Origin of the sequence: Clostridium manihotivorum, from assembly GCF_004015185.1 — a bacterium.
Taxonomy (GTDB): Bacteria; Bacillota; Clostridia; order Clostridiales; family Clostridiaceae; genus Clostridium_AR; species Clostridium_AR manihotivorum.
Genome location: NZ_CP025746.1, coordinates 149,734 through 176,645, shown reverse-complemented (window position 1 = coordinate 176,645; position 26,912 = coordinate 149,734). Strand labels below are relative to the sequence as shown.

Genomic DNA, 26,912 nt, shown 5'->3' with positions numbered 1-26,912 from the left:
GTTGCAAATAAAAGTGAATTAATATTAACGTATAAATATTTAATGAATCTAGATTAATACATAAATTTTCCCAACTAGTAAATTATAAATGTAGTTTATAAATATATTAGTTTGGAGGATTAATATGAGTAACAATAACATGGATGTATTTTTAAGCAATCATGAGCCCTATTGGATTGCCTCAGTTGATAAAACTGAATATCCAGCTTTGGCTGAAGATATCAATGTAGATGTTGCAATAATAGGAGGGGGAATGGTTGGCATAACCTCTGCGTTTCTTTTAAAGAGAAGAGGCTTTAAGGTAGCTATTTTAGAGGTTAATAATATAGCCCATGGAACTACTGGGCACACAACTGCTAAAATAACTTCACAGCATGGGTTAATTTATGACAAAATTACAAAAAGTGTAGGACATGATAAGGCTAGGAAGTATGCGGAAGCAAATGAACATGCTATTCATTTCATCGCTGATTTAATTAAAGAAAAGAATATAGATTGTGATTTTGAAGAGAAGCAAGCTTATATATATACTCAGTCTGATGAATATATAAAGAAGATTGAGAATGAAGTTAAAGCGGCTTCAAACTTAGGAATAAAAGCCACTTATCTAGATAAGGCTCCATTACCTTTTGATACAAAGGCGGCTGTTCGCTTTGATAATCAAGCACAATTTCATCCATTAAAATACTTACTTGCATTAGCTAAGGATATACCAGGAGACGGAAGTAGTATCTTCGAACATACAAAGGTTGTTGATGTTGATGATAGCAGTGATAAATGCATAGTTAAAACAGATGATGGCAAAAAGGTTTTTGCTTCTAAAGTTATAGTAGCGTCACATTTTCCTTGCTATGATGGACTTGGATTGTACTTTGCACGAATGCATTCTGAAAGGTCTTATGCAATAGGAGTTAAATCAAATGTACCATCGCCTGATGGAATGTTTATAACAGCAGAAAAGCCACTAAGATCTATACGCTCTCAAAGGTTTGATGACGGTGAAATATTAATAATAGCAGGGGAACACCACAAGACAGGAGCGGAAAATAAAACTAATGTTCATTATGATAACTTAGGCAAGTTTGCAAAGGATAACTTTAACTTGCAAAGTGTACTATATAGGTGGTCTACTCAAGACTGTATAACTATAGATAACCTGCCATACGTTGGTCTTATCAATTCTAATACATCTAGAGTTTTTGTTGCAACCGGCTTTGGTAAGTGGGGCATGACTAACAGTACTGCTGCAGCAATAATTATTACAGATTTAATTGCTGACGGAAAGAATAAATGGCAGGAGGTATATAGTCCTTCGAGATTTGATATATCTTCGGTACCTAAGATAGTAGAAACAAATCTAGATGTGGCTAAAAATCTTATAAAGGGAAAGCTTGAAGCATTACCTGAAGAACTTGAAGTGAAAAATGGAGAAGCTAAGGTTGTAAAGGTGAATGGAGAAAGATTAGGGGCATATCGCGATGAAGATGGCAACCTTCATGTTGTTAATACTACATGTACTCATCTAGGCTGTGAATTAGAATGGAATGAAGCCGAAAAAACATGGGACTGTCCTTGCCATGGCTCTAGGTTTAATTATGATGGTGATAATGTTGAAGGACCTGCCTTTAATAAGTTAGGCAATAGTGGTGAAATAGAGAATAAGGTAAAACCAGATATATTTTAATTATAATTGCTCGCTCATATAGCATCTCCTTCTTAACCACTTAATTTCAATAATATTATTAAATGTAGCCTAATTTAAAAAAAATAAAATTATGTTGACTAATTGAATTTCTTAACGCATGTTCAGGAAAAGCTTATAGGCCCAAAAAAGTCACTGAAGACCTTCAGCGACTTTTTTCTATTGAGACCAGTATAAGTTTTTTTGTTATCTAAGCCTAGCAGTATAAAGGATTTACAATAGCTATTTGGGTTAAACAGTAAAAAAATGAACTTATTTCGCCTGTATTAACCGAAGTTATAGATTAAACTCTTCTCCTCTACCGCTAATTGTTTTTACATCAACATCAGAGTCAGCCATTTTTTCTTTAAACTTTTCAGTGGTAGCATAGTCTTCACCAAAGTGCATTGGTATAAAGACTTTAGGTGAAAGCTCTTTTATAAAGTATTCACCACCTGCACAGTAGTTGTGTTCTAGTCTTGGATCTACTGGGAAGAAAGCAATATCTATCTGATTGCCCTTTATTTTAGAAATCTCTTCTTTAAATAATCTTTCAGCTTCAGCTATATCTTCTTTAGTGTCATCCCACCAATACCACCAATTTAAGTCTCCAGAGTGGAAGATACTCACTCCATCTACCTTAACTAAAAAAGATATTCCGAGGTCTGTGGAGCCAAAACTTTTTATTTCTATTCCCAGAAGGTTTAAGGTTTCATAAGGATTCATAATATTTATGTTTTTACTATTGCTATTTGGTTGAATGTCACTGCTTAGTACATATCTTATATCTGGCCTTATTCCTTCCCATTCAAGGATGACTGGATTGAAATGATCTGCATGACTATGAGAAGAAAAGACTATTAATTTTTTAGAAGTTTGTAGGTCGTCTTCACTTATAGCACCAGTAGTTCTGTCTTTTATATCATTATCTACTGTATTTTTAAAGTAGTCAAAGATTAAAAGATAGTTTTCTGTTTCTACTGAAAAACCACTATTAAAAAGGTAATTTGCTCTTATGTTAAAGTTGCTCATATATATCACTCTTTCCTATAAATTTTGCTTCAATTTTATTATGCATAAAATTGTTTAAATTAAACGTGCTATATACCATATTATAGGACTATGTATAATATATGTAAATAAGGACATCTTGCTAATTATCAAGTAATATCTAATTTATAAAAAGCTAACTTCAGCCATACTTTTTATAAAGACTTTATATTTTAAAGTAAGCAAAAGTTGATAATAAAAGATGATTAGTTATTTTTGCTTATCATAAATATTTATTACCACTAATTTTTATAATATAATTATAATTAAGAAAATAAACTTATATATTGAAATAGTTATTATTTAAATTTTGGGGAGGTTAACATAATGAATTTTAGATTTGATCATAATAATATAAATGTATTAGATCTTGAAAAAAGCTTAGCATTTTATGAAGAGGCATTAGGCTTAAAAGAAGTTAGAAGAAAAGTTGCAGCAGATGAAAGCTTTATATTGGTTTATCTAGGTGATGGAGTTTCAGCTCATACTTTAGAGCTTACATGGCTTAGAGATTGGAAAGAACCATATAATCTTGGAGATAATGAGTTCCATCTTGCATTAAAGGTAGATGACTTTGAAGCTGCTCACGCTCTTCATGAAAAAATGGGATGCATATGCTTTGAAAATAAAGCGATGGGTATATACTTTATAAATGATCCAGATGAATATTGGATAGAAATAATCCCAACAAGATAAAAGAGAACTTCAGGTTTATTAATATAAATCTGAAGTTTTGTTTCATATTAAATACAACGAAGTAAATAATAATGTATACTGCAATAATATATTTGTATTTAAGGTCGTAAAAGATCAATTTAATACAAATAATTTAAATACAGAATAAATATTAAGAGACTTTAAGAAGTTTTTTTGAAGTTAAAAACAAACTAATCGTCTCTTAAGTTAATTTGTTTATTTGTCAATGTTATAGATAAATAACTCAGATATAACTTAAGTAGTAGTATAGTTATTTAGAGCTAATATTCTTGTAGTAAAGGGGAGAAGTATATGTACGAATTAACTAAAGAATATGAAACTGGAATAGATAAAATAGATAATGAGCATAGAAAGTTATTTGAGATAGCTGATAAATGTTATCAAATTGTCAATGGCGGTTTCTATGAGGATAAGTATAAAGAAATACAATCAGTAATAAATGAATTAAAATATTATACTAAGTTTCATTTTTCTGAAGAGGAAAAGTTTATGGAAAGTATAAAGCATAAACAGATATTTAGCCACAAGTTACAGCATGATTATTTTATTGAAAAGATAGATAGTATAGACATTAACGAGCTAAAAGATAATCAAGATAAATATATAGCAGATATTTTAGACTTTGTTGTTATATGGATAAAGCAGCACATACTCCAGAAAGATAAACAGTATGTTAAGGATGTTCATTAAAGGACTTTTTGTATCGATACACTTTACAAAAGATAACAACCACCTATAATAGTGTATAAATATACTAATAGAGGTGATTTTATGAAGACAAAGAATGTTGTTTATATAGGTTTATTAGCAGCCTTATGTTTTGTAGCTACCTATATTAATATACCACTTAACTTAGGTGGAGCAAAAACTATGATACATCTAGGAACTACAGCTATCTTTATTTCTGCTGTAATGATAGGACCAGAAGCAGGCTTTGCTGGGGCTATAGGATGCGGGTTGTTTGATTTATTAGATCCAGCTTATGCATCTTATGCTATATTTACATTCATAATAAAGGGGCTTCAAGGTTATAGCGCTGGCAAAATAGCTTTTTTAGGAAGCAAGAAGGGCGAGAGTCCTATTCAGAATCTTTTTGCCTTCCTTGTAGGGGCTATAGTTTCTTTAATAGGATATTTCTTTGTAGATTGGCTAGTTTTCTACAACCTTCCAGTGGCACTTCAGCATACTTTAACATCTATTGCAACTTCTGTAATAGGAATAATATTTTCCTTAGTGGTAACATCAATAATAAAACCAATAACTAAGAAAGCTAATATTGGGTTATAAGTTTAAGGAGCATAAGTGATGAGAAAAAGAATTGCTGTAATGCATGACCTACCATCCTTTGGTGGAGCAGCTTTAATGAATACAATTCCTATAATGTACAATATGGGAATTGAGGTTAATCCTATTCCAACAGCACTTTTCACAAGTCATGGTGGGTTTAAAGGTGTAAAGAATATCGGAAATGATGCTTTTTTAGATGAATATCTTGATCAGTGGGATAAACTGAAACTAAGTTTTAATGGAATATATTTAGGATTATTTACTTCATTAAATCAAGTTATTTTCGCTAAGAAGTTTTTGAATAGGTTCAAGGCTGAGGATAATATTGTTTTATTGGACCCTATAATGGGTGACAATGGAAAGCCGTACAGCTTTATAAGTGATGAAAGTATAGAAAATATAAAATCTCTTCTGCCATATGCTGATATCATAACGCCTAACCTTACTGAAGCTTACCTTTTGCTAGGAAGGGAGTATAATGAAAATCCAAAAGATAGTGAAGTTTTAGATATTTTAAGTAAGCTATCTTTAATTGGGCCTAAAAAGATTGTCTTAACTTCAGTGTTAAAGGGAGAGAGGATAAGTACCTTTTTATATGATAGTAGTTCAGAGTCGATAAAAGAGTATTGCAGAGATACTTTAGATGGATACTATCCTGGAACAGGAGACGCTTTTGCATCTGTACTCATAGGAAGTATGCTTCAAGGAAAGGATTTAGAAACCTCTGTTTGTAAAGCTATAAATCTTGTAGAGAAAGCAATAAATATACTAAATGATGAGGGCCTGAATCCAATGGAAGGACTGCCTTTAGCAAATGCTGACTTGATTAGAGAACTTATTTAAAATTAATTATAACAGAGGATTTTAGCGGCACCAAAGATTAAGTTAGAGTTAGTAAAAAAGATTTTATCAGTTTATGTAATAAATTATTTCCTGAAAAATAAAGAGAATAAGATTATTATATTAGCCCAGATTGATTTAGTTAGTCTGGGCTAATATGCTATCATATGTGAGCGCTTTGTTTTACTTGGTTAATTATATCAGGGTTCTCCACTTCTTCTAGAGATTCATTCCAGTGTTTATCGAAGTTTATCTTATATATCTCCACACTACTTTCATCATTAACAGGACACATAAGAACATATTCAGCAGAGTTTACTAAAACTTGATCTAAGATCTTATACTCTACCTTATTGCCATCTTCATCAGTAAAGCTCATTATTCTATGTTGTGGCATAATAAATTGCTCCTTTCTATTAAAGTTATAAGATTATTATTTACATAAATCCGATTTATATGAGAGTTATAAAAATAAAATAGAAATAACTATTATTATAAAATTTAAACTAAACCATGATTTTTATGACTTAAATATTAATATTTAGGGCATCCTTATATTGAAACTTATAATGATAAAAAACATTTTAATTTGAAAATATGGTCAATAAGTTTGAAAGGAGCTGAAAAACCGTTGGAATGAGCATATTTATAGACCATATGCTTATATGTAGGGTGAGTTTCATCCGAAGTTACGCCTTTGGAGTGTCAGACCATACGAAGATAGTATTAAATATACAAAATCGGACACGGTGAATAAGGAAGTAAAATTAAACTCTAGAAGTTATTTGCAGAGTATTTTAGTTTTACAAAACGGTAGAAATGAATAGAAGCGTAGGAGTAAATCTTAATAAAGAATTTAGACATCTTATGAAATATAAGAGAGCACCTTTTCCAAAAGAGGATTTAGAATCAGCATATATGGAATATGATCATTGCGAACAAAAGGAGTATGATCATCATTCTAATAATGCAAAGCATCATAATATGTTTGAGGATTGGGGAATGAAGGAGTGCATATATGCTAGTGTTGGTTTTGCTGTATCAGTGGCTTCAGTGGCTTATGTACTTACAAGATCTAATCACAAGAAATTCGGAATGTTTTAATAATATATTATTAGAAACTTTCTTTCCTAAAGGTTAATTGGTTCACTTGTAAAGTAATAAACTTCAAAAATACATTAATGGTTAAATAGAAAAGCTTTTATGGATATTAAAGAAATATACCACCTCATTACTTGGGGTGGTATATTTCACCTAAGAGGTGATTGTATGAATTATGATATTTTATTGAATTTAATTGATACACATAATGAGGCTAGTATAATAGCAACTAAGAGGTTTCAACCTAAAGAGGTTGTTTTTATATGTGATAAGGATAATGATACTGACATCCAATTAGAAGGATTAAGAAAATACTATTCTAGGAACTTTCCAAACATTATATTTGTAACCAAGGTAATAGAAAAGCTCGATATAGAATCAATCAAAGCTATTGTTGAAAAATATAAAAATAATAAGGTATTAATAAATCTCACAAGAGGCCAAAGACTTAATTCATTAATATTACTACATTTGGCAAAGCAATATAACTTTCCTTGCGTATATTTAGATATTGAAAATAAGAAGCTCACTAGCTTTAATGAAGATGTTATAAATATAGTGGATGAGGAGTTTGAAGATTTAAATATTAAGGATATGATTGAAAGCATAGGGGGATCCATAATAGTTGATTCTATGGAAAGCAATAGCAATGATATAATAGAAAAATTAATAGACTTGATATCAAATAATTTAGACACTTGGGAAAGATTAAAACATAGACTATACGATCCAAAGGTTTTTATACACAATGAAGCAGACCCTACGGTTATGGGGCTAGATATGAGCCTTCTTACAGAAGAAGAGATAAATATATATAATTCAATACTAAAGCTTCTTAAAAATCAAAATCAAATCGATTATATTATAGAACATGAACAGTATGTAAATATAAAGTTTCTAAATAATTATATAAAAACCTTCATCTTTAAGAGTGGATCTTGGTTAGAAACTTATACAAGGAAGGTAATCGAAAGAATACAGCAAGTTAATGATGTTAAGAGTGGTATGTTATTTCTATGGGACGATGAACAGTCAAGGGTAAAGAATGAATTAGATGTAGTAGCTATAAAGGATACTGTTTTGATTTGCATTTCTTGTAAGGACTCAGGGAAATATGATGAAGTTGCATTGAATGAACTAAATGTTTATGCTCATCAGTTAGGTGGAGAAGAGGTTATTAAGATTTTGGTTGCTACTAAAATGCCATTAAAAAAACCTGTGCTTGAAAGAGCGAAAGAAATGGGCATTAGTGTAGTAATATTTGATGGAAACAGAGATAGCTTTGAAGAGAAATTAAGAAAAATAGTATTAAGATAAAACCCCTCATTAAATTTAGTGAGAGGTTTTTTATCCTTTAGAAGATCGTATTTAGATGTTATAGTTTTATGCCTATTGTTTCACCCATAGTTACTTTTGTTTCAAAGCCTAGCTTAGTTTGGTCTATTATATCATTATGGACTTTAGCTACGCCTTTCTTTAGGAATAATATAGTAGTGGAACCACCAAACTTGAAGTAGCCTTTCTCTGCTCCTTTTTCTACCTTTTTATTAGGAGTATAGCTTTGAATTATTGTACCAACACAGGTTGCACCAACTTCTATATGAAGTATGTCACCAAAGTTCTCTGATTTAAATAGAGACCATTCTCTTTTGTTTTGACAGAATAGCTTTGGTACTTTTTCTAGAGCTATAGGGTTTACTGAATAGTAGCTACCATCTATTTTTTTTGTTTCCCCACAAGTTCCATAGTCTATAAAGTGAAAACGATGGTAATCAGTAGGGCATAAACGAAGCAGTATGCAGGTTCCTCCATCGTACTCATTTGCTACAGCATCATCACTTATTAATTCCTTTAGAGAATAAGTAAGACCTTTTACCTGAACTATATTATCTAAGTCTATATTTTCATATACAAATAGTCTTCCATCACCTGGAGATACTAATGCATCTTTGTTCATATCTGTTGGACGAGCTTCAGAGGTTAATTTTCTACAAAAGAAGTCGTTGAAGCTTGTAAATTCAGACTGCTTTTTTACTGCTAAATTAATATCTATATTAAATTCATCTATAAATTCGTTTACCTTTTTCTTGCTTAAAGGTGAATCACAATAATAACCATACACTTTTGAGAAAAGCTTTCGCTTTATAAAAAGCTCTGTTAAGCTTTTTCCTACAGGAGATTCATAACACCACTTTAAATAGTTTAATCCAGCAACCTGTTCTTCCTCATAGTTTTTTGTTTTTCTATCGTAGATCTTAATCATAGTTTTACCTCACCTTTTAAATATATATTTGATACATATAGCATATTAGATGTACCACTTAGCAATAAAATTTATAGTTTCAAATTCTTCTCTCAGAACCCAGAGGAGCTTTTAAAATAGATTTCAGATCAAAGTATTACATCTTTATATAAATATATACCACATATTTTCACTTAATTGTATCATATCAGATTTTTTGGTCAACAATAATATCTTGAAATAGATATTGTTAATACTATCTAAATATTGTATATTTAAGATAAATAAGTATGTATAAAATATGTATATAATGTTTAGATATAAGTAGTTTACCTAAATTTATATATTTTTATTGGCTGGTCAATAAAAATTACGGAGTGAGTTAAGATGAATAAAACCAAAAGAATAATTTTTGAAGCTGCAATAAGTATATTTTCAAAAGCTGGTTATAATGGTGCTACTATGGATGAAATAGCTCTAGAAGCAGGTGTTGCAAAAGGCACATTATATTATCACTTTAAAAGTAAAGAAGAAATATTTAACTTCATAATTACTGAGGGTATAAACCTTATGCATGAAGAAATAGATCAAGTTAAAGACTTGGAAGGGGATGCATTATTTAAGCTTAAAGAAGTGTGTAAGATACAACTCTCATTTTTATATAAAAATAAGGAATTTTTTAAGGTTATAATGAGTCAGTTGTGGGGCCAAGAGCTAAGACAGTTTGAACTTAGAAATCAATTGCAAAAGTATGTGTATAGCATTGAAGTTTACATAAAAGAAGCTTCAGATACAGGGCTTATAAGGAAGGGAGATACTTCTTTTTTAGCCTATGCTTTTTTTGGAAGTTTAATATCTGCTGCTATATACGAGATATTGAATATAGATAAGATAAACTTAGAGAACATTATTGATAACCTAATAGATTATAATTTCAGAGGGTTACAAATTAATAAATCTTAAACTATTATACTTTAAGGGCTGCTGACATTTGTCAGTAGCCTTTTTTACCGTCTAGAAAACTATCTTTTCCATAAAGATTCATATAATAGATACGGGACTATTTAATACACATACAAAATAGGTATATTTAGGATATTGAGAGAAATATTGAGTTCTATTTAGTTTACGAGGTTTATATTAGTATAATCGCCTGTAATTGGCTTTGAAAAAAGTTGTACTATGTAGTATAAATGAAACTGACCAGTCAGTACAAAACTTATGAAAAGTGGGGTGGAAATATGAAATTTGCTAAAATTGCTTGGAAAGACATTTCTAGCATATTTAGAAACAGGCTGATAAGAGTTTCTGTAGTAGCAATCATCATAGTACCGTTATTATACAGCTTACTTTATCTAGCAGCCTTTTGGGATCCATATTCAAGATTAGAAGATCTTCCAATAGCTGTTGTCAATTTAGACAAGGGTTCTGAGAATGATGGTAAGGCTGTAAACTATGGTGATGATATTGTAAAAGAACTAAAAGATAATAGGGAAGTAGGGTGGAACTTTACGACCTTACAAGATGCAAAGGATGGGCTAAGTGGAAGCAAATATTATTCAATGTTTGTAATTCCAGAAGATTTTTCTAGTAAAATAATAAGATCTAAGGATCACAAACCAGAAGCACCAGAGATTAAGTTTGTGCCTAACGATAAAAAGAATTTTCTTGCTTCACAAATTGGAGGAAAAGTTGAACTAGCAATACAACAAAAAATTTCATCTAATATATCAAAAGAATTTACTAAGGTTACTTTTGATAATATGTATGAACTAAAAGATGGAATGCAGCAAGCTGCAGACGGAAGTAAGAAACTTTATGATGGTATAAATACTTTAGGTAGCAGTGTACCTACTATGAAGGATGGAATCGCTCAACTTAATGATGGTTCTACTGCACTAAAGAATGGTATAGGTCAATTAAAAGATAAGACATCTGCTATGCCAAGCGGAGTATCTCAACTTTATAATGGATCAAATCAAATAACAGATGGTCTTGGACAGTTAAAGGCTTCAGCTGGAGTACCTAAATTAATTGATGGTTCAAGTCAGATAACTAATGCACTAGGACAGTTAAATGATAAGGTTAAGCAAGGTCAAGATACTATTGTAAGTCTAGGTCTTAACAAGCTTGATCCTAAAAAGGTTCTAAATGTTGAGAATCTACAAAAGGTTAGAGCTGTAATAACAGCAGGAAAAAAGGTATCCAATGAAGATCTTTCAATACTTAACTCTCTAAATACTACTAACGTTAAGTTAGTTAAAAGCACAATGGATGATGTACAGCAATTAGCTAGTGATGAAGGCATAAAGACTATAATGAGCAAACCTTCAATACAGCTCGTTTTATCTCAAATGGACTTCTCAAAGGCTGAAAACCAACAAGCCTTACAGACTAGAGTTGCCAATGCTACAAAGTTAGTTAATGATGCAAACAAGCTTCAAGCTATGCTCACTGGAGTACAAAGCAAATTACCTAAAGAACTTGCAGGAATAATGTCGTCAAGTGATGCTATGAAGAAAACTTTCTCTGATTTGAGAGCTACCATAGATAATGTAAACAAGTTAAATGCAACAATAAACTCTTTTGGAACTATAAATACTGGTGCAGTAAGCCAGGCACTAGGTAATGTAGCTTCAAACAAAGCACAATTAAGCTCTCTTCTACAAGCTTCGGCTGCCTTTGGTAAAGATACTAGTGCTCAACAAGCTTTACAGAATACTATGAATGACTTACCAAACTTAGAGCAAAGCTTAGAAGACATACAAAATATGCAAAGTCAGATTAATACAGATACATTTAAACAACAAAAGGATGGGCTTTTAAATGGACTTGATGCTTTAGTTGCAGCAGGAAAGTTAACTGATAGCCAAGCTCAACCATACAAAGACTATATAAATAAGACTGCTCCAGCAATCCTTAAGATGAGCAGTATGAATGTTAAGCCATATATAGATAATATAAATACTTTGAAAAAGTATAGCCAATTGATTCAAGGCTTAGCCCAAGCTTCTGCTCAAAATGCTAATAACTTACTAAGTCTATCTAGTTCACTAAATAATATTAGTGCAGACCAAGTTCAAGCGATTCAAGGACTATTGTCTAACTATGGAAGCTTAAGAGCTGATTTAGATAAAAATTTAGCTTTAGCAAATAATATTAAACCTTTATTGACCGATGATAATGCATTAGCTTTATATGGGCTTACTCAAACAGCTAATGAACTTCAAGGCGATTTGGCAAAGAATCAAGATAACTTAAACTTAATAAATGATTTAATATCAAGTACTCAAGATCCTAAGGTTCAAGCACTGCTTCCAAAGCTAGCAAAGGTCAAGAATGATATTGATACAGCTAAGCCTCTTATAGCTCAGCTTAGTACACCTCAAACTTTAGCTATGCTTGAAAAAGCACCTGAGCTTGCAAACCAAGTTAAGGGACTTCAACAAGATTTGAAGAATAATGCAGATATATTGGAAATAGCTAATAGAACTTTAACAGAAGGAAATCTTGAAACCGCACAGAACTTGATAGCTTCGCTTCCACAGTTAACACAAGGTATCCAAAAGTTATATGATGGATCTACTCAAGTAACTGGAGGTATCCAAACTGTAGATGGAGCTGTAAATAAATTATATGATGGATCAAGCCAAGTAGCTGGAGGGCTAGGTCAACTTAATGGATCTGTTCCTACATTAATAAGTGGTGTAGGCCAATTATATGATGGATCAGCGAAGTTAAATGATGGCTTAGGACAGCTGAATGGTAAGATGCCAGAGCTTTCAGACGGTGTTACTAAACTTACAGATGGTTCTAAGGAATTATCAGACAAGTTAGGAGAAGGTTCTGAAAAACTAAACACTAAGCTTAAGAATTCAAGTGAAGATATGGGTGCCTTTGTATCAGAACCAGTTAAGGTAAGCACAGATGCTATAAATGCAGTGAAAGACTACGGTAGTGGATTTACCCCATACTTTATCCCATTATCCTTATGGGTTGGTGCAATAATGATGTTCTTTGTAATATCACCAAAGGTTGCCGATGGAATGAATGCAGGTTCTGCTTCAAGAGTTTTGGGTAAATACTTCTCATATACCTTTATAGGCTTCCTACAAGCTGTATTAGTAAGTGTTGTAGTATTATTCTTAGGTCTTAAGCCAACGAATATGATAGCTTATTTTGGATTCAATATACTACTATCTTTCACATTTATAGCTATAATACAAGCACTTATATCCTTGCTAGGGGATGCAGGAAGGTTACTTGCAATAGTATTACTTATATTTAACTTAACAACCTGTGCAGGTACATTCCCATTAGAGTTAGTACCAAAATTCTTCTCAGTACTAAATCCATACCTTCCATTTACTTATGCTATTTCAGGCTTAAGAGAGGCTATATCAGGCTCAGATATATCAGTTATAGCACATAGCTCTTTAGTTATGTTAGCATATCTGGTAGTATTTATAACAGTAGCTGTTCTCTTCATAGAAAGAGGAGAAAAGTTTGTAAAGCTAATAGAAGGTAAAAAGGAAGAATTAGCAGCATAGTATATAGTAGGGATATTTAATATAAACTGCTGATGGAGTTTTCTATCAGCAGTTTTTTTCATATCTTGACTTTAATGTTAGAAAGGTTTAAAATTAGTATGTATTTTTCAAATAACTAGATATGTCCTCATAGTTAAATGGATAGAACAGTCCCCTCCTAAGGGACAGATGTAGGTTCGATTCCTACTGGGGATACCAAAAAAAGGCTATAAATGAGTGTATAACTTGTTTGTAGCTTTTTTGATTTTAGAAATGCGACAATTTAAGCGACACAATACTTCTTTAAGGCTTCTTAAACATTTCATCTAAAAGTGAAGCAGTTCTTTCTTTAAATTCTTTCATGATATGGGTATAGGTGTTTAATGTTGTAGCTATGTCCTTATGTCCTAGCCTTTCAGAGATGACTTTTATGTTTTCATTATTTAGAAGTAATAATGTAGCGTGAGTATGTCTTAATCCATGAAAGGTTATTTGTGGAAGTTGCATATAATTAATAGGAGCTTGTCCTTTTCTCTTTGTAATATCTTCAATAGATTCCTTGTAATGAGACACTGCACGTGTAAAGTTCATTGATAGGTTACGGGGGTTATAGATTAAACCATATCTATTTTGAATAACAAAATCACTTTCTTTAGGTGTATATTCGTCTTTAATGGCTCTTAGGTGCTCAACCAATATTCTAGGTATAGTTATTATTCTGTAGCTTGTATCGGTCTTTAGAATGTCTGTAGGTATTAACACCTTATTAATTCTATCAAATACAATTTGGCCACTTACTTCAATTTCTCCTTTTTCTAAGTTGATATTACGCCATCTAAGACCACATAATTCAGCAATTCTTAATCCTGTAAGTATATCTATAAATATTGGGGTATACAAAGATGTTCCTTCTATCTGATTTAAAAAGAAATCGACCTGTTCTTTGCTCCAGTATTCAATACTAGGCTTTGTTACTGGCAATTTTTCAATATCTGTAGGAGATATAGCTATCAGCCTCATTTTAATTGCATACTTAAAGCAATTATTTATTATTTCTATAATTTTCTTTACTGACGATGGCTTTAAGCCTTCATCTACAAGATGATTATAAAAGTTTTGGACTATCATTGTGTCAATTTCAGTTAGCTTATATCGGCCTAAGTAAGGAAGTATATGTGTTTCTATCCTAGATTTATAATTGGTCCTGGTATTAATACTTAGAGTTCTGCTTTTATGCTCATCAAACCATTGATTTATAAAATCGCTAAAAACAATATTTTTTGCTTCAACCTTAATGGTTCCTTTATTTACACTGTTAGCATATTCATTAAAGTATGCTTCTGCTTCTTTCTGAGTTCTGAAGCCAGTTTTTTTTATTCTTAATCTTTTTCCATCTTTGCCAGTTCCGAAACTACCTTCAACTATCCAATTAGGTTTGTTTTTTGTTCCTTTATTTTTGAAATAAGCCATTTTATTTGATCCTCTCTAATTTTTTCATAATACTTTTATTAAAGTTAGTTAAGTATCTAATTATAGTTATTAGATTTAATGTTTTGTCACTTAGTGTTTTGTATGGAGATATATTTAATATCTTTTCGGGATTGCTTAAGTAATAAAGTGCTATATCTTTTTGTGGTTTCTCATTGTAATAATGTTCAACTATATAATACTTTTCATCATCAGTTAACAGATCATAAGCACTTTCAAATGCTGATATAAAATCTAGTGTAGCTTTATAGGCACTGTTTAGCCGTTCTAAGGTATCCAAACGTTCTTTTGTATCTCCTAAATTGACATAATCATTTTCATAAGTTTTTATATCTAATTTAAGAATTTCACATCTAGCTTTATTAAACCTGTATTCATCAATTATATTCATAAATTCCTCCTGGTTAAGATTTATAAGCATTCTACTAACTTATAAATCTAATTTTACCTAGTGACACCATAAGCATTTCACCATTTTCTAGCTCTAGAAGTGCACAAGGGGTACTTTGTCCATTCCAATGAGTATCTTTATAAAACTCATGGAAATAAGCGATACATTCTACTTGATCTTTATTATTAAATACTTCAACTTTTCTTAAATTGTCTCTATTCATTTAATTAATCTCTCCCTGTAAAATAGAAATAATATCATTTAGTAATTCATTTTGAGATTCTTTTAAGTGATTACTTTGGTGCATTACTTCGACTTTAATGTCTTCAACACCTATTCTTACTATTTCTATTGCTTGATTTTTGCTATAGCCTTTTTCTATTATTTCGGCTACTACTTGCTCTACTTCTTGAGTAAATCCATTTAGCTGGTCTGTTAAGTTTTTTATTGTTGTATACATTCTAATTCCTCCATTAATGTTTCTTTTGCTTTTTCCAGTGCTTCATAATATAAGTCAAATAATATTGAGGCAAATTGTTCATCATATTGTCTTTTGATTTTAAACCCATAAACTTCACTTCCAAGTGAAGTAACTAAGGATTCATGATTGTTTATTATTTTTAGTGCAGAAAGTACCTTATATATAGAGTGATGATCGTTTAATATACACATTATTTTTTTTATAAGTTTTTGATTTGGCCTAAATGCAACCATGTCAACTTCAACATAGGAATATCTTTTGGTTAGCCTTTTGATAGTTATATAGGGTATGTTTGAATTCTCACAATAGATAAAATGTGAATTTGTATTATAGTTATCTTCTATTATTTTGTATTTTATATATTTAGCCATTGTTTTTGCTCCTCTAAATTTTTACTTCATTGCAAGCTTTTACGCCATTATATACAGGCTCTTTTGGTAGTATTTCTTGAACAGTATTTTCAGTTTTAAAAGAAATATCAAAATAGTATACCTTATTGCCATTTGCATTGTCTTTTTTTACACCATAGCCTTTTATTTGTCTGCCAAAGTTAGTCTGGCTTACTGGTACTATTTTTTGTTTAATGCAAAAAGCATTATAGCTGTTATAGAGTACTGTTGCATTTATAAGATTTCCTTTGCTTTGAGAAATACAGTTTTTATAAAAGGCATAGACACTATCAACTTCTTCTTTAAAATTCTCGAGTTCTTGTTTAGCCGCATTACTTACCGTTACAGTCCAATTATTTTTTTTAAGCCTTTTTAACCCCTCATAAGCCCAAGTAAAAACAATGTCAATTTCATTTCTTATTATCTTATCTGATATGAGAGGATCTTTTAATTTATTTGCTATACCTTTTCTTACTTCTTCTTCGTTCCCAAAAGATTGATTAAAAGGTATTATTATAGGTCTGCGGAAAAAGCCTTTAGATTTATCAGAGGTATATGGCATACGATTAAGTCCAAAAAAATGAGTTATATTAAACCTCATTCTAACTATATTGGCAAACTTACGATTTACCTTTACTGGTTCAGAGCACACCATTGATTTAAATATCTTACTGTTCATTTTCCCTTCTGTTTCATCATCGCGGACTATATTAACGTGTTTTCCTTCTGCACTTGATATGTCATAATCACCATTAAAGTCACCTAAACCTATACTGCAAATATATTTTTCGTCTAGTAGAGCTTCCTGTATTTCTTCCAGAGCTCCTTTTCCATTTGAGCCTTCCCCTTTATAAATAAAGCAATTCTGAACTTCCTTTCCATGTGGTGATAGCATAAGTCCCCATGACTCTTGAAGGGTTATAATACTTTCAGTATCTAAAATACCTTCTAAAAAACTTTTGAAATGAGAATTATTAAATTTTGTTTTAAAGTCATGTTCTATTAAATTAGCTTTAAATTGTACTGATAACTTGTATTTTGGATCGTGTGGTAGTAGTGAGTCTTTTTTTATATCAATTACACCATTTAAACAATTAATATAATCTTTTTCAGCAAATGTTTCTCGTGCATCTTCACTTGTAAGCATGATTTTTTTAGCAAATTCTAATGAATGATTTACTGTTTTATCTTTACTATTTATTGCATATTGAAAAAATAATTTTTGAACTTTTTCAGTTTCTAAAAAGTCATAACACCCTTTTTGCTTATTGTAAATGAACCATAGATTTCCTTTAACATAACAGGGGTTATTCTCCATTACATATTGAACTAATAACCAAGTGTCAACATTTCCTTTTTCATCACAATAAGGAGGTAATGCATACTTAAGTACACTATCAACTTTCTGAATAACTATATCAGTTTCTAATGGTGGATTTAAGTAACATTGATTATACATAAAAGCATATGGAATTAGATTCTCTTTTTTTCTCATATTAGGATTATTTTTAATTTGTGACCCTAACCATGACAGTAAAGTGTTATCCCTTCCTTCTCCTTCATTAACTACTTTATAATATTTTGAGTTGGAAATCTTTGTTGTATTGCTTGCTTTTTTTACTGGCTTATCTTGATGCTGTTTGAATAGGGTAATAAGACTTTGAGGCATAGGTTTAATTTCGGAATTATTTTTTATTGAATAAATTAAGGCTTTACCTTGACCGTTAAGTTGAATTTTAGTGCCTGGAATAGGAACTAAGTTGCCATCGGTCCTTACATCAATACCAGGTTTACCAACACCCTTAAAATAATCTGTAATACCTTTTATTCCCTCAACATACTTAAAATATAAATGATAACCACCTCTAGGGCTTTGAATTATAAAAGTTGAATTAATTATTTCAATATCCTCTTTTGGTAAGTCTTTGATGAGTTCTTTAAAACTTTCAACTCCGTTAACAGTATCAGAATGGCCTATATCTAAATCAATGACAGTTATATTACTTTTTTTACCTAATAAAAGTGAAAATCCAGTAACTTGACCTTGCTTCTGATTTCCTTCTTTATTGATCCATGAGAATTTTTTTATATTACAACCATCAATATCTTTTATCCAAGTTTCTTCTTTGCTCCATTGACAAAATGGAGTTTTGCTATATCCAGTTAGAGGAACTAGTGGTAATAATTCATGAGACGAAACTATTTCTCTTATGTTTATACTCAAATATAATCACCTACTTAAAGGCTAGTCTAAAGTGTTTTAGTCCATTAAATGACGGTTGTTTATTTAACTTTTGACATAGCTCTACATAATTTTTTAGTATAATAAAATTCATCTTTACACCTTCCTTCACTAAGCATCTGCAATATTAGCAAGTGTTTTTAATAGACCTTTAAAGGTTTCAAATTGCATTTCGTATCCTTTAATCTTATTTCTTAATTTCTCATTTTCCAGTTGAAGTTCAAGTACTTCATTGTTATTTTCTAGGCCTAAATATGAATTTAAGTCTTTTCTTGCTACTAAGAATTTACGTCCTATCTTTTTGCCCCTCAGCAGTCCTCTAGCAATGTCCTTTCTTAATTGTTCAACTGTTACTCCAGTTTCTTGACTCGCTTGTATAAGCTCTAAAAGCTCTTCTTTCATCACAGATAAATCCCCCTATTCTTAACTACTATTTTTATTAAATTTATTACTTTCTTACTCTACAATACATACCGTTACTTAATGCAAAGCTATTTCCATCATTATTTTGAAAGTAGTATCCATCAAAATTATTACTATGCTCTACGCAACCAGCTTCCCACTGATCATATTCGGCGTTATAAACTTCTAAAGGATAGCCGCAAGTTAGTTCAATTTCATTTATGCTATATCTATCATTACTACCTAGCTTTAAGACACCTTCCTTAGCACTTTTTGAATAATGATTTACCTTCCACATAAAGATATCAATGTCTTGAATTAACTTTTCCATAGCTTCACAAGCTTTTATATCTTCAAAACTATTATTTTTCACCTGGGTATAAATCTTATTAAGAGTTTTTGAAGTACTTTCTACTAAATTAAAAGCTCTCATATATTCTGAATCAATCATTATTGACCCCTCCTTTTTTGTACTCTTGCTAATTCTGCACCTGCATTAAAGCCGTTAGAATAGGCTTGTTCAATATATATATCTTCAATTTTATTTCTAATTGAAAGCCATTTTCTGAATAAATCTAAGAGATTTCCTTCTGGAATCATTCCATACATATCAGAAAAAATTTTATCGTCAGCTTCTTTCAATACGTCCAGTATGTAATCATTATCTGTTTCATAATTGTTTCTCAACATTTCTTCCCTTGAGTAGCTCATATTTATCACTCCATTGAATTATTGTTGTAAATCATTGCGATTTATTTTTGTCATTGCTCTGCAGTGTCTATTTTAGAATTTAATAGATATGATTTTTGCATATTAGCACTTTACTAATTTTCAGATAAGAAAAGTTCTTCTACAGTTGAGCTAAGAGCAGCTGCAATTGCCTTCATCTGTCCAAGTCTAATGTTGTCAAATTCAATGCCTTTTTCCCACTTAATTAAAGTTGCTGGGGAAACATGAATTTCTTTTGCTAGGTCAATTTGTTTAATGCCCTTTTTGATTCGAGCAATTTTTAAATTAATTCCCATATTAATTTCACCTCACCGTCATTTAAAGTAACTGTTGATATTTTGATTATAGTCATTATAAATGACTATGTCAATAATATTATTCAAAAATATATATTTTTAATGACGGTTGTGATATTATAATGCTGAGGTGAATAATGGTGAGTATTTCAGATAATATAAAAAAGATACGAAAAGATAATAAATTAACTCAAAGACAATTTGCTGAAAAAATAAATAAAAAAGAAATAACTGTGAGAAGATATGAAAGTGGCGATATAGTACCACCAATAAATGTATTAAATGAAATATCAGAAAAATTTGATATACCAATGGCAGATATAATTGGTGATGATATTGGGTCTGACATTCAAAATAAATTTGTTGATTCAGAAGTGGAGATTGCTAATAATTCTGACGAAGGAATTATAAATGCATTGGATAAACTTCATAAGAAGCCATCATTAATACAGAAGGAGAAACGAATAAAAGAAGAATTGCATACTATATTAGATGACTTTGATAAATTTGCATCTAATAAGCTTGTTGAAAAAGATATTGGATATAAATTTAATGACTTTTCTAGCTTTGAACAAGATGAGCTATTTAGATTTATGTATGATATGCTTAAAATAAAAACTACTGAAATTAAATCAAGAAATAAATAGAAGCTAATTTATGATCCTTTACTAAAGTAAGGGATTTTTTTATTTCCACCATTGCGGAACTTTTCGCAGTAATAATCAAAAAATATTTTTCGACAAATATAAGACAAAGTGTCAAGGTGTCATATAAATTTTTGAATATATAATTTTCTACCAAGTGATTAGCTATGTATTTATAAAGTTTTCTACTAGGTAGATTTTTCTTTTATATAATAAGCACTTGATTTATTTATTTTAGGGATAGTTTGAGGAGAGTTATCTTTAAACTATCCCTATGTTTAAAGTATTGATACATCTATATTAGGGATAGTCAGTAATAGTTGGGATAGTTTTTAAATTAGTAAAAAAAATATATACAAGTATATAGGTATAAAAGGTAGAAATATACCTATATACCACATTAAAAATATTAAATATATAGTTTTCATCTATGAAACTATTAAACTATCCCTAGATTTCATGTAAAAGCTCATGTTTTCTTACTTAGGATAGTTTGCCTAACTGTAACTAAACTATTAAACTGTTAAGAATATTTATTCACATTGCTAACAGTCTGACCTTGACAGGTGGCGACACCTATGCGAAAAAGTGCAAAAAGTGTGTAGTGTGGCTATATTACTGGGTTTGTGCTATAATATAGGCGTGATATGGCTGATAATCAACAATGAATAATAAATGTATATTAATAGTCTTGCAAGTCGCGTTGTCGCTTGTATTGTCGCCTAAAATTACATGGATATACACTAACCTAGTGTTTAAGCCAATGTTATTCGGAAGTGGTATTCCTATATAGAATATAAATGTATAATATACAGAATATATAGTATAAATATACATAAGTGAGGGGTGTCTTCTAATCTAGAAATAGGTAAAACCACGGTCGGCCAGTTCCACAATTTTTATAATATTTTTAAAAAGTCATAGGTGTAATAAGTCTATGGTGAAGGGAGTAAACAAAAGATGGAAAATTTACAAGATCAAAATTTAGAAATTGAAGGAGAGGGAAAGTCAACGGAAACTAATTCAGTTGGTGAAATAACCTTAGAACAATTTCAAAATGCAATTACAAATAATCTAGATATTAAAGGCTATTATGATAGCGTTGTAGATAAAACTGTTAGCAAAAGGCTTGATAAAAGTATTGAGTCGTGGAAGACTAACAACTTAGAAAATTTGATTAATGAGGAAATCGATAAAAGGTATCCTCAAAAGTCAGAAGCAGAAATAAAACTTGAAGAAATGAATAAAGCTCTTGAAAAATCAAATGAAGAAAAGCGGCAGCTAGAATTAAAAATGCAATATCAAGAGTTATTGGTTAAATCAAATATACCTGTTGAAATGGTTAAATATTTAGCGGGCAAAGATGTAGAAGAAACTATGAATAATATAGAAGCGTTTAAAGGGTTAATGGTTCAATATGTTAATGGAGAAGTTGAAAATAGAATGAAACTTGGTTCTTATATTCCAGGTGGAGGCTCTTCTATTAGCGGTAGAAAAGAAATAAGTGACTTTGAGCGTATAGTAAAGGGAGTAAGATAAATATATGGCAGATACAGATTTAATTTTAAGTCAACAATTAGATGGGGTTATACCCACTGAAATAAGTAATGAGATAGTACAACAAATAATGCAAGGATCAATTTGTATGAAGTATGCAAAAGTTGAACCTATGACAACACCTAAAAAGACGATACCAGTTGTTATAAATGTTCCAGGAGCTACATGGGTTGGTGAAGGCGAAAAAATAAAGGTTGGGAAACCTTCAATAGTTCCAGTAACATTAGAAGCTAAAAAAATAGCAATAATAATGACTGCATCAAGAGAAGCTCTTTCAGATCCAGTAATAAGTTTGTTCGAAGATCTTAGAGATGCTATCGCAGAAAGTTTTTATAGTGTAATTGATAGAACTATATTAACTGGAGATACTTCAAATCCATTTCCAAAGACATTATTATCTATAGGTACAACAAATGGTGTAAGCGAAACAGATGATATAATGACAGACATATCTAACACTTTAGGAAAAGTAGAAGAGTATGGATTTACACCAACTGTACTTATTCAAGCGCCAAAAACAAAGACAAAATTAAGAAATCTTAAAACAACTATGGGAACTCAATTGGTTAATGATGTAAGTAATATCTATTCCACACCAGTTGAATACACAACACATTTTGATAGTACAAAGACACCTTTAATTACTGGAGATTTTAATTATCTAAGGCTTGGTATATTACAAGATATTCAATATGAGGTACTTAGAGAAAGTACACTAACATTAGAAGATGGTACAAGTATTAATTTAGGACAAGAAGACCTTATGGGGTTAAGAGTTACTATGAGAGTTGCATCGCAAGTACTAAGAGATGAAGCTTTTTCAGTAATAAAGCCTAAAGTTTAGTGGCGACAACATGGCGACAATAAGTCGCTAAACAGATTTGAAAATTAAATTTTATGATTAAAACAAAACCCACTCAAAGCCTTTAGGAATAAGGCTTTAAAGTGGGTTTTTAATTAGTAGGACAAGCTTCATAAATTCATATTTTAATTCCTACTGGGGATACCATGTATGGTAAAAGAATGGCTTAACTTTAAGGGTTAAGCCATTTTTGCTTACTTTAAATCTTAGTATAAAGCCAAAGTTAGAGCTTAATTTAAGTAGCCACAGGGTTAAACTCTACAATAAATACGTAACTTTATATAAATATAAAAAGTTATAAATAAAACTTTAAAACAAGTAAACTTGTTAAGAATTTATAGTAATAATGCCGTATTCCTGATTTTTTTTATTAAGATATATTACTTTGCAATAAGTATATACTTTAGTTAAACGTTATGCTATCATATTTTTGTAAAGGTAATCATGTTAGTAAGTAAGAGGTGATGGTATTGAAATTAAAATTAGCTCCAATTTTTTCTGACAATATGGTCCTTCAGAGGAATTCTGAGGTTGTTATTTGGGGTGAGGCTGATGAGAATGAAGTGGTTTTCGGTAAACTATGTGGACAAGAAGTAAAGGCCATAACTGAAGGCGGAAGGTTTAGATTAATTTTTAATAAGCTTGAAACAGGCGGGCCTTATGAACTTAGTGTTTTATCAAAGGATCATGAAATTATACTAAAAAATATTCTGGTAGGTGAAGTTTGGATTGCTGGGGGGCAATCAAATATGGAGTTCAACTTGAAGGACTCTATAGGTGCAGAAGAAGAAATTACTAATTCTAATTGTTCAGATATAAGGTATTACAATGTACCGGATATAACTTATGAAGATGAAAAATGTATAATTCCTGAGGGAATTGTTGATAATGGCTGGAGTATATCTTCACCAGATACATCAAGATATTATTCAGCAGTTGCTTATTACTTCGCTAAGAACTTATATGCTGACTTAAAAGTTCCAATAGGTATAATCAATTGTAATAAAGGGGGAACTTCTGCCTCTTGCTGGATGAATGAAAAGTATCTAATTGAAGATAAAGAATTATCTGAAGCATACCTAGATCCCTACAAAAGGGTTATAGATAATCTTACAGAGGAAGAAGAGGAAAAATTAATCCATGAGTTTCATAAAGCTCAAGAGGATTATGCATTAAAAGAGCAACAGTATATGAAAGATTATCCTGAATGATCTATTCAGCAGTTGCAGGCTGATATAGGCTTTGCTCCTTGGGAGCCTCCGTTTGGTAGAAAGTCATATCTAAGACCTAGTGGGCTTTACTATACAAAGTTTAGAAAGATAACTCCATTTACAGCAAGAGGTGTCATCTGGTATCAAGGGGAACAGGATTCTTCACACGCAAACTTATATAAGAAGCTTTTTAGTTCATTAATAAGAAGCTGGAGAGAGGATTTAGAAAATCCTGAGCTTCCTTTTGCGTTTGTCCAATTACCTATGTTTAATGAAGAAAAGGTTGATACTTGGCAGATTTTAAGAGATGCTCAGCTATATACTTATAAAAATGTAAAAAATACTTCTATAGTAGTAACAGTGGATTGTGGAGAAAAAGAAGATGTTCATCCTAAGAATAAAAAGCCGGTAGGTGAAAGGTTGTCCTTAGTAGCAAGACAGGATGTATATAAGGAAAACATAAATGGATACTCTCCTATATATAAATCTTATAATATCAAGGACAACAAGATAGAAATAAGTTTTGATCATGTTGAAGCTGGGGATCTAGTTGTAAAGTATGATGAAAAACTGAAGGGGTTTGAAATTTGTGGGGAAGATAGAGTGTGGGTTGCTGCAAAAGCTGAGATAGTTGAAGATAAGGTTGTAGTTTATAATGATAAGATAGACAATCCTATAGGAGTTGCCTATGGGTGGAAAAACTTTGTAGAGATTAATCTATTTAATTCAAAGGGACTACCAGCAGCTCCTTTTAATACACTTAGCGAATACTAGCAATAGAAGTATACATCTTACTGATTAATAGGGGGAGAATTGTGTTGTTTGAATAATAACGCAATTCTCCCCTATATTTTAGGTTTTATAAGAGTATGTTATTCATAAGAGTTCTTATATTAAGATGTGGAAGTGTATTTGAAGAACTTAAATTTGAAGATATGTACTTGAAAAGTATATGCCTAAAAGTACTTAAGTTAAATCATAAAGCTAGTAAATTGCCGAATCTTATAAGGATACTAACTAAATAATATGAAATATACTTTAGAATATAATATATTTTTTAAATAAAAGTATAGACATTTAATTAATATATTTATATAATAAAAATGTGAAACGTATACAAAAGTATTAAATGTTTAATTAAAAGATTATAGTTTAGAAAAATAATAGAGATGGGGGATATAATTTGAAACATAAGTTTCCAGAGAACTTCTGGTGGGGCGCTGCTACATCTGGCCCTCAATCAGAAGGTAGATTTAATAAGAAGCACAGAAGTGTATTCGATTATTGGTATGATACAGAACCAGATGCATTTTTTGATAGAGTAGGGCCTAATGTAGCTTCAAATTTTTATAATAGCTTCCGTGAAGATTTTAAGATGATGAAGTCAATAGGATTTAACTCTTTTAGAACTTCAATTCAATGGACACGTCTTATAAAAGACTTTGAAACAGCGGAGGTTGAAGCAGATGCAGTTAGATTCTATAACGAAGTAATTGATGAATGTATATCTAATGGTATGATACCGGTTATGAATCTTCATCATTTCGATCTTCCTGTAGAGCTTTATGAAAAGTATGGTGGATGGGAATCAAAACATGTTGTTGATCTATTTGCTAAGTATGCTAAGGTTTGCTTTGACCTATTTGGTGATAGAGTTAAACATTGGACAACTTTTAATGAGCCAATAGTAATAGTGCAAGGTGAATACTTGAATCAGTTCCACTATCCTAATATAGTAGATGGTAAGAAAGCTGTACAAGTTTCTTACAATCTAAACCTTGCATCAGCGAAGGCTATAGAAGAATTTAAAAAGAATGAAAATAACAAGGGTGGAAGAATAGGAATAGTATTGAACCTTACCCCTGCATACCCAAGATCTGATTCAGAAGAGGATTTGGCTGCATCAGATTTTGCAAATAAGTTCCATAACAGAATGTTCTTAGACCCAGCGGTTTTAGGACATTTCCCAGAGGGGTTAGCAGAAGTCTTTGAAAAAGATGGAGTGCTTTGGCAGTCAAGTTCAGAAGAAATGGAGCTTATAAGAAATAATAAGGTTGATTTTCTTGGTGTAAACTTCTACCAACCGTTAAGAGTTAAGGTTAGAGAACATGAATTAGATGAGTCAAAAACTGGCTGGCTTCCAGACAAGTACTATGAGTATTATGAGATGCCAGGAAGAAGAGTGAATCCACATAAGAATTGGGAAATATATCCTGAAGCTATGTATGATATAGCTATAAATATAAGAGATAATTATGGTAATATTCCATGGTATGTGTCTGAAAATGGTATGGGTGTTTATGGTGAAGAAAAATTCAAAGATGAAAATGGAATGATTGTAGATGATTATAGAATTGACTTTGTAACAGAGCATCTAGAGTTTCTTCATAAAGGTATAGAAGAAGGTTCCAATTGTTTTGGATATCATTTATGGACACCAATAGATTGCTGGTCATGGATGAACGCATATAGAAATAGATATGGATTCATATCTTTAGATCTAGCAACTCAAATAAAGACTATAAAGAAGTCAGGCTATTGGTTCAAAGACGTAGCTGAGAATAATGGTTTTTAATTAGATATTTAAATATATCTCATTAATAGAGAACTAAATAGCAGTGATTTGGAAGTATATTAGTATATTTATAGAAAGCTTAAAACTAATTTAACATACATTAATCCCATAATGTTAAGTAGTCCCAAAGGTTGACCTCTTTTGGGACTAATATCAAAGAAGTATTTGTATATCAGTAGAATTATTTATATGTATAAG

The 26,912-nt window shown here is 30.9% G+C and carries 28 protein-coding genes and 1 tRNA gene; 16 read left to right on the top strand and 13 right to left on the bottom strand.

The window, feature by feature from the left end; all coding sequences use genetic code 11:
• Positions 1 to 124: 124 nt before the first annotated feature.
• Entirely contained in the window at positions 125 to 1,684 is a 1,560-nt protein-coding gene (locus C1I91_RS00820) for an FAD-dependent oxidoreductase (RefSeq protein WP_128210792.1), read from the top strand.
• A 294-nt stretch (positions 1,685 to 1,978) separates the two neighbouring features.
• Here C1I91_RS00820 and C1I91_RS00815 read toward each other — a convergent pair whose 3' ends face one another.
• A complete protein-coding gene (locus C1I91_RS00815; protein ID WP_128210791.1) occupies positions 1,979 to 2,713 on the bottom strand; it encodes an MBL fold metallo-hydrolase in 735 nt (244 codons plus the stop codon).
• A 345-nt stretch (positions 2,714 to 3,058) separates the two neighbouring features.
• Between C1I91_RS00815 and C1I91_RS00810 the strand changes: the two genes are divergently transcribed.
• From C1I91_RS00810 to C1I91_RS00795, 4 genes are all read left to right on the top strand, one after another.
• A complete protein-coding gene (locus C1I91_RS00810; protein ID WP_128210790.1) occupies positions 3,059 to 3,427 on the top strand; it encodes a VOC family protein in 369 nt (122 codons plus the stop codon).
• Between the two features lie 312 nt (positions 3,428 to 3,739).
• Positions 3,740 to 4,138 carry a bacteriohemerythrin gene (locus C1I91_RS00805; protein ID WP_128210789.1) on the top strand — a complete coding sequence of 133 codons (399 nt, stop codon included), beginning with the start codon at positions 3,740 to 3,742 and terminating at the stop codon, positions 4,136 to 4,138.
• Between the two features lie 81 nt (positions 4,139 to 4,219).
• Positions 4,220 to 4,735 carry an ECF transporter S component gene (locus tag C1I91_RS00800; RefSeq protein ID WP_128210788.1) on the top strand — a complete coding sequence of 172 codons (516 nt, stop codon included), beginning with the start codon at positions 4,220 to 4,222 and terminating at the stop codon, positions 4,733 to 4,735.
• Positions 4,736 to 4,753: 18 nt separating this feature from the next.
• A complete protein-coding gene (locus tag C1I91_RS00795; protein WP_128210787.1) occupies positions 4,754 to 5,578 on the top strand; it encodes a pyridoxamine kinase in 825 nt (274 codons plus the stop codon).
• Positions 5,579 to 5,738: 160 nt separating this feature from the next.
• Here C1I91_RS00795 and C1I91_RS00790 read toward each other — a convergent pair whose 3' ends face one another.
• On the bottom strand, positions 5,739 to 5,972 hold the full coding sequence (locus C1I91_RS00790) for a DUF1292 domain-containing protein (protein WP_128210786.1): 234 nt from the start codon (positions 5,970 to 5,972) through the stop codon (positions 5,739 to 5,741).
• A gap of 422 nt (positions 5,973 to 6,394) precedes the next feature.
• On the opposite strand from C1I91_RS00790, the gene C1I91_RS00785 reads away from it, so the two are divergent.
• Entirely contained in the window at positions 6,395 to 6,679 is a 285-nt protein-coding gene (locus C1I91_RS00785; RefSeq protein WP_128210785.1) for a hypothetical protein, read from the top strand.
• A gap of 165 nt (positions 6,680 to 6,844) precedes the next feature.
• Complete coding sequence (locus C1I91_RS00780; protein WP_164880401.1) at positions 6,845 to 7,993, top strand: Card1-like endonuclease domain-containing protein; 1,149 nt, start codon at positions 6,845 to 6,847, stop codon at positions 7,991 to 7,993.
• 58 nt (positions 7,994 to 8,051) lie between these two features.
• Here C1I91_RS00780 and C1I91_RS00775 read toward each other — a convergent pair whose 3' ends face one another.
• Positions 8,052 to 8,939, bottom strand: coding sequence for a phosphatidylserine decarboxylase (locus C1I91_RS00775; protein ID WP_128210783.1), 888 nt, complete (start codon positions 8,937 to 8,939; stop codon positions 8,052 to 8,054).
• 366 nt (positions 8,940 to 9,305) lie between these two features.
• On the opposite strand from C1I91_RS00775, the gene C1I91_RS00770 reads away from it, so the two are divergent.
• From C1I91_RS00770 to C1I91_RS00760, 3 genes are all read left to right on the top strand, one after another.
• Positions 9,306 to 9,881, top strand: coding sequence for a TetR/AcrR family transcriptional regulator (locus C1I91_RS00770; protein ID WP_128210782.1), 576 nt, complete (start codon positions 9,306 to 9,308; stop codon positions 9,879 to 9,881).
• A 278-nt stretch (positions 9,882 to 10,159) separates the two neighbouring features.
• On the top strand, positions 10,160 to 13,468 hold the full coding sequence (locus C1I91_RS00765) for a YhgE/Pip family protein (protein ID WP_164880400.1): 3,309 nt from the start codon (positions 10,160 to 10,162) through the stop codon (positions 13,466 to 13,468).
• Between the two features lie 123 nt (positions 13,469 to 13,591).
• A tRNA-Arg gene (locus tag C1I91_RS00760) sits at positions 13,592 to 13,666 on the top strand.
• Between the two features lie 84 nt (positions 13,667 to 13,750).
• Here C1I91_RS00760 and C1I91_RS00755 read toward each other — a convergent pair.
• The 10 genes from C1I91_RS00755 to C1I91_RS00710 all read right to left on the bottom strand — a co-directional run bounded on the left by C1I91_RS00755 (position 13,751) and on the right by C1I91_RS00710 (position 19,865).
• The gene (locus C1I91_RS00755; protein ID WP_128210780.1) at positions 13,751 to 14,917 is read right to left on the bottom strand and encodes a site-specific integrase; all 1,167 of its coding nucleotides are present in this window, start codon (positions 14,915 to 14,917) and stop codon (positions 13,751 to 13,753) included.
• A gap of 1 nt (position 14,918) precedes the next feature.
• Complete coding sequence (locus tag C1I91_RS00750) at positions 14,919 to 15,326, bottom strand: hypothetical protein (RefSeq protein WP_128210779.1); 408 nt, start codon at positions 15,324 to 15,326, stop codon at positions 14,919 to 14,921.
• A 34-nt stretch (positions 15,327 to 15,360) separates the two neighbouring features.
• Positions 15,361 to 15,549, bottom strand: coding sequence for a hypothetical protein (locus tag C1I91_RS00745; protein WP_128210778.1), 189 nt, complete (start codon positions 15,547 to 15,549; stop codon positions 15,361 to 15,363).
• Positions 15,550 to 15,786, bottom strand: a complete 237-nt coding sequence (locus tag C1I91_RS00740) for a hypothetical protein (protein WP_128210777.1) — start codon at positions 15,784 to 15,786, stop codon at positions 15,550 to 15,552.
• Positions 15,771 to 16,178 carry a hypothetical protein gene (locus C1I91_RS00735; protein ID WP_128210776.1) on the bottom strand — a complete coding sequence of 136 codons (408 nt, stop codon included), beginning with the start codon at positions 16,176 to 16,178 and terminating at the stop codon, positions 15,771 to 15,773. Before C1I91_RS00735 ends, C1I91_RS00740 begins: the two co-directional genes overlap by 16 nt.
• Before the next feature lie 13 nt (positions 16,179 to 16,191).
• The gene (locus C1I91_RS00730; RefSeq protein ID WP_238475903.1) at positions 16,192 to 18,420 is read right to left on the bottom strand and encodes a phage/plasmid primase, P4 family; all 2,229 of its coding nucleotides are present in this window, start codon (positions 18,418 to 18,420) and stop codon (positions 16,192 to 16,194) included.
• 129 nt (positions 18,421 to 18,549) lie between these two features.
• On the bottom strand, positions 18,550 to 18,843 hold the full coding sequence (locus C1I91_RS00725; RefSeq protein WP_128210775.1) for a DNA-binding protein: 294 nt from the start codon (positions 18,841 to 18,843) through the stop codon (positions 18,550 to 18,552).
• Positions 18,844 to 18,886: 43 nt separating this feature from the next.
• Entirely contained in the window at positions 18,887 to 19,291 is a 405-nt protein-coding gene (locus C1I91_RS00720; RefSeq protein ID WP_128210774.1) for a DUF5348 domain-containing protein, read from the bottom strand.
• Positions 19,291 to 19,551: a hypothetical protein gene (locus tag C1I91_RS00715; protein ID WP_128210773.1), complete on the bottom strand. Its 261-nt coding sequence runs from the start codon at positions 19,549 to 19,551 to the stop codon at positions 19,291 to 19,293. Before C1I91_RS00715 ends, C1I91_RS00720 begins: the two co-directional genes overlap by 1 nt.
• 113 nt (positions 19,552 to 19,664) lie before the next feature.
• The gene (locus C1I91_RS00710) at positions 19,665 to 19,865 is read right to left on the bottom strand and encodes a helix-turn-helix transcriptional regulator (RefSeq protein WP_128210772.1); all 201 of its coding nucleotides are present in this window, start codon (positions 19,863 to 19,865) and stop codon (positions 19,665 to 19,667) included.
• 140 nt (positions 19,866 to 20,005) lie between these two features.
• Here C1I91_RS00710 and C1I91_RS00705 point away from each other — a divergent pair, with 140 nt between their 5' ends.
• The 6 genes from C1I91_RS00705 to C1I91_RS00680 all read left to right on the top strand — a co-directional run bounded on the left by C1I91_RS00705 (position 20,006) and on the right by C1I91_RS00680 (position 26,714).
• Positions 20,006 to 20,512: a helix-turn-helix domain-containing protein gene (locus tag C1I91_RS00705; RefSeq protein ID WP_164880399.1), complete on the top strand. Its 507-nt coding sequence runs from the start codon at positions 20,006 to 20,008 to the stop codon at positions 20,510 to 20,512.
• Positions 20,513 to 21,469: 957 nt separating this feature from the next.
• Entirely contained in the window at positions 21,470 to 22,048 is a 579-nt protein-coding gene (locus C1I91_RS00700; RefSeq protein ID WP_128210770.1) for a DUF4355 domain-containing protein, read from the top strand.
• 4 nt (positions 22,049 to 22,052) lie between these two features.
• Positions 22,053 to 22,910 (top strand): phage major capsid protein, encoded by an 858-nt coding sequence (locus C1I91_RS00695; RefSeq protein ID WP_128210769.1) that lies wholly within the window; start codon positions 22,053 to 22,055, stop codon positions 22,908 to 22,910.
• A 488-nt stretch (positions 22,911 to 23,398) separates the two neighbouring features.
• On the top strand, positions 23,399 to 24,139 hold the full coding sequence (locus C1I91_RS00690; protein ID WP_128210768.1) for a hypothetical protein: 741 nt from the start codon (positions 23,399 to 23,401) through the stop codon (positions 24,137 to 24,139).
• 12 nt (positions 24,140 to 24,151) lie between these two features.
• Entirely contained in the window at positions 24,152 to 24,913 is a 762-nt protein-coding gene (locus C1I91_RS00685) for a sialate O-acetylesterase (protein WP_164880398.1), read from the top strand.
• 409 nt (positions 24,914 to 25,322) lie between these two features.
• Positions 25,323 to 26,714 carry a glycoside hydrolase family 1 protein gene (locus C1I91_RS00680; RefSeq protein ID WP_128210766.1) on the top strand — a complete coding sequence of 464 codons (1,392 nt, stop codon included), beginning with the start codon at positions 25,323 to 25,325 and terminating at the stop codon, positions 26,712 to 26,714.
• Positions 26,715 to 26,912: the final 198 nt, after the last annotated feature.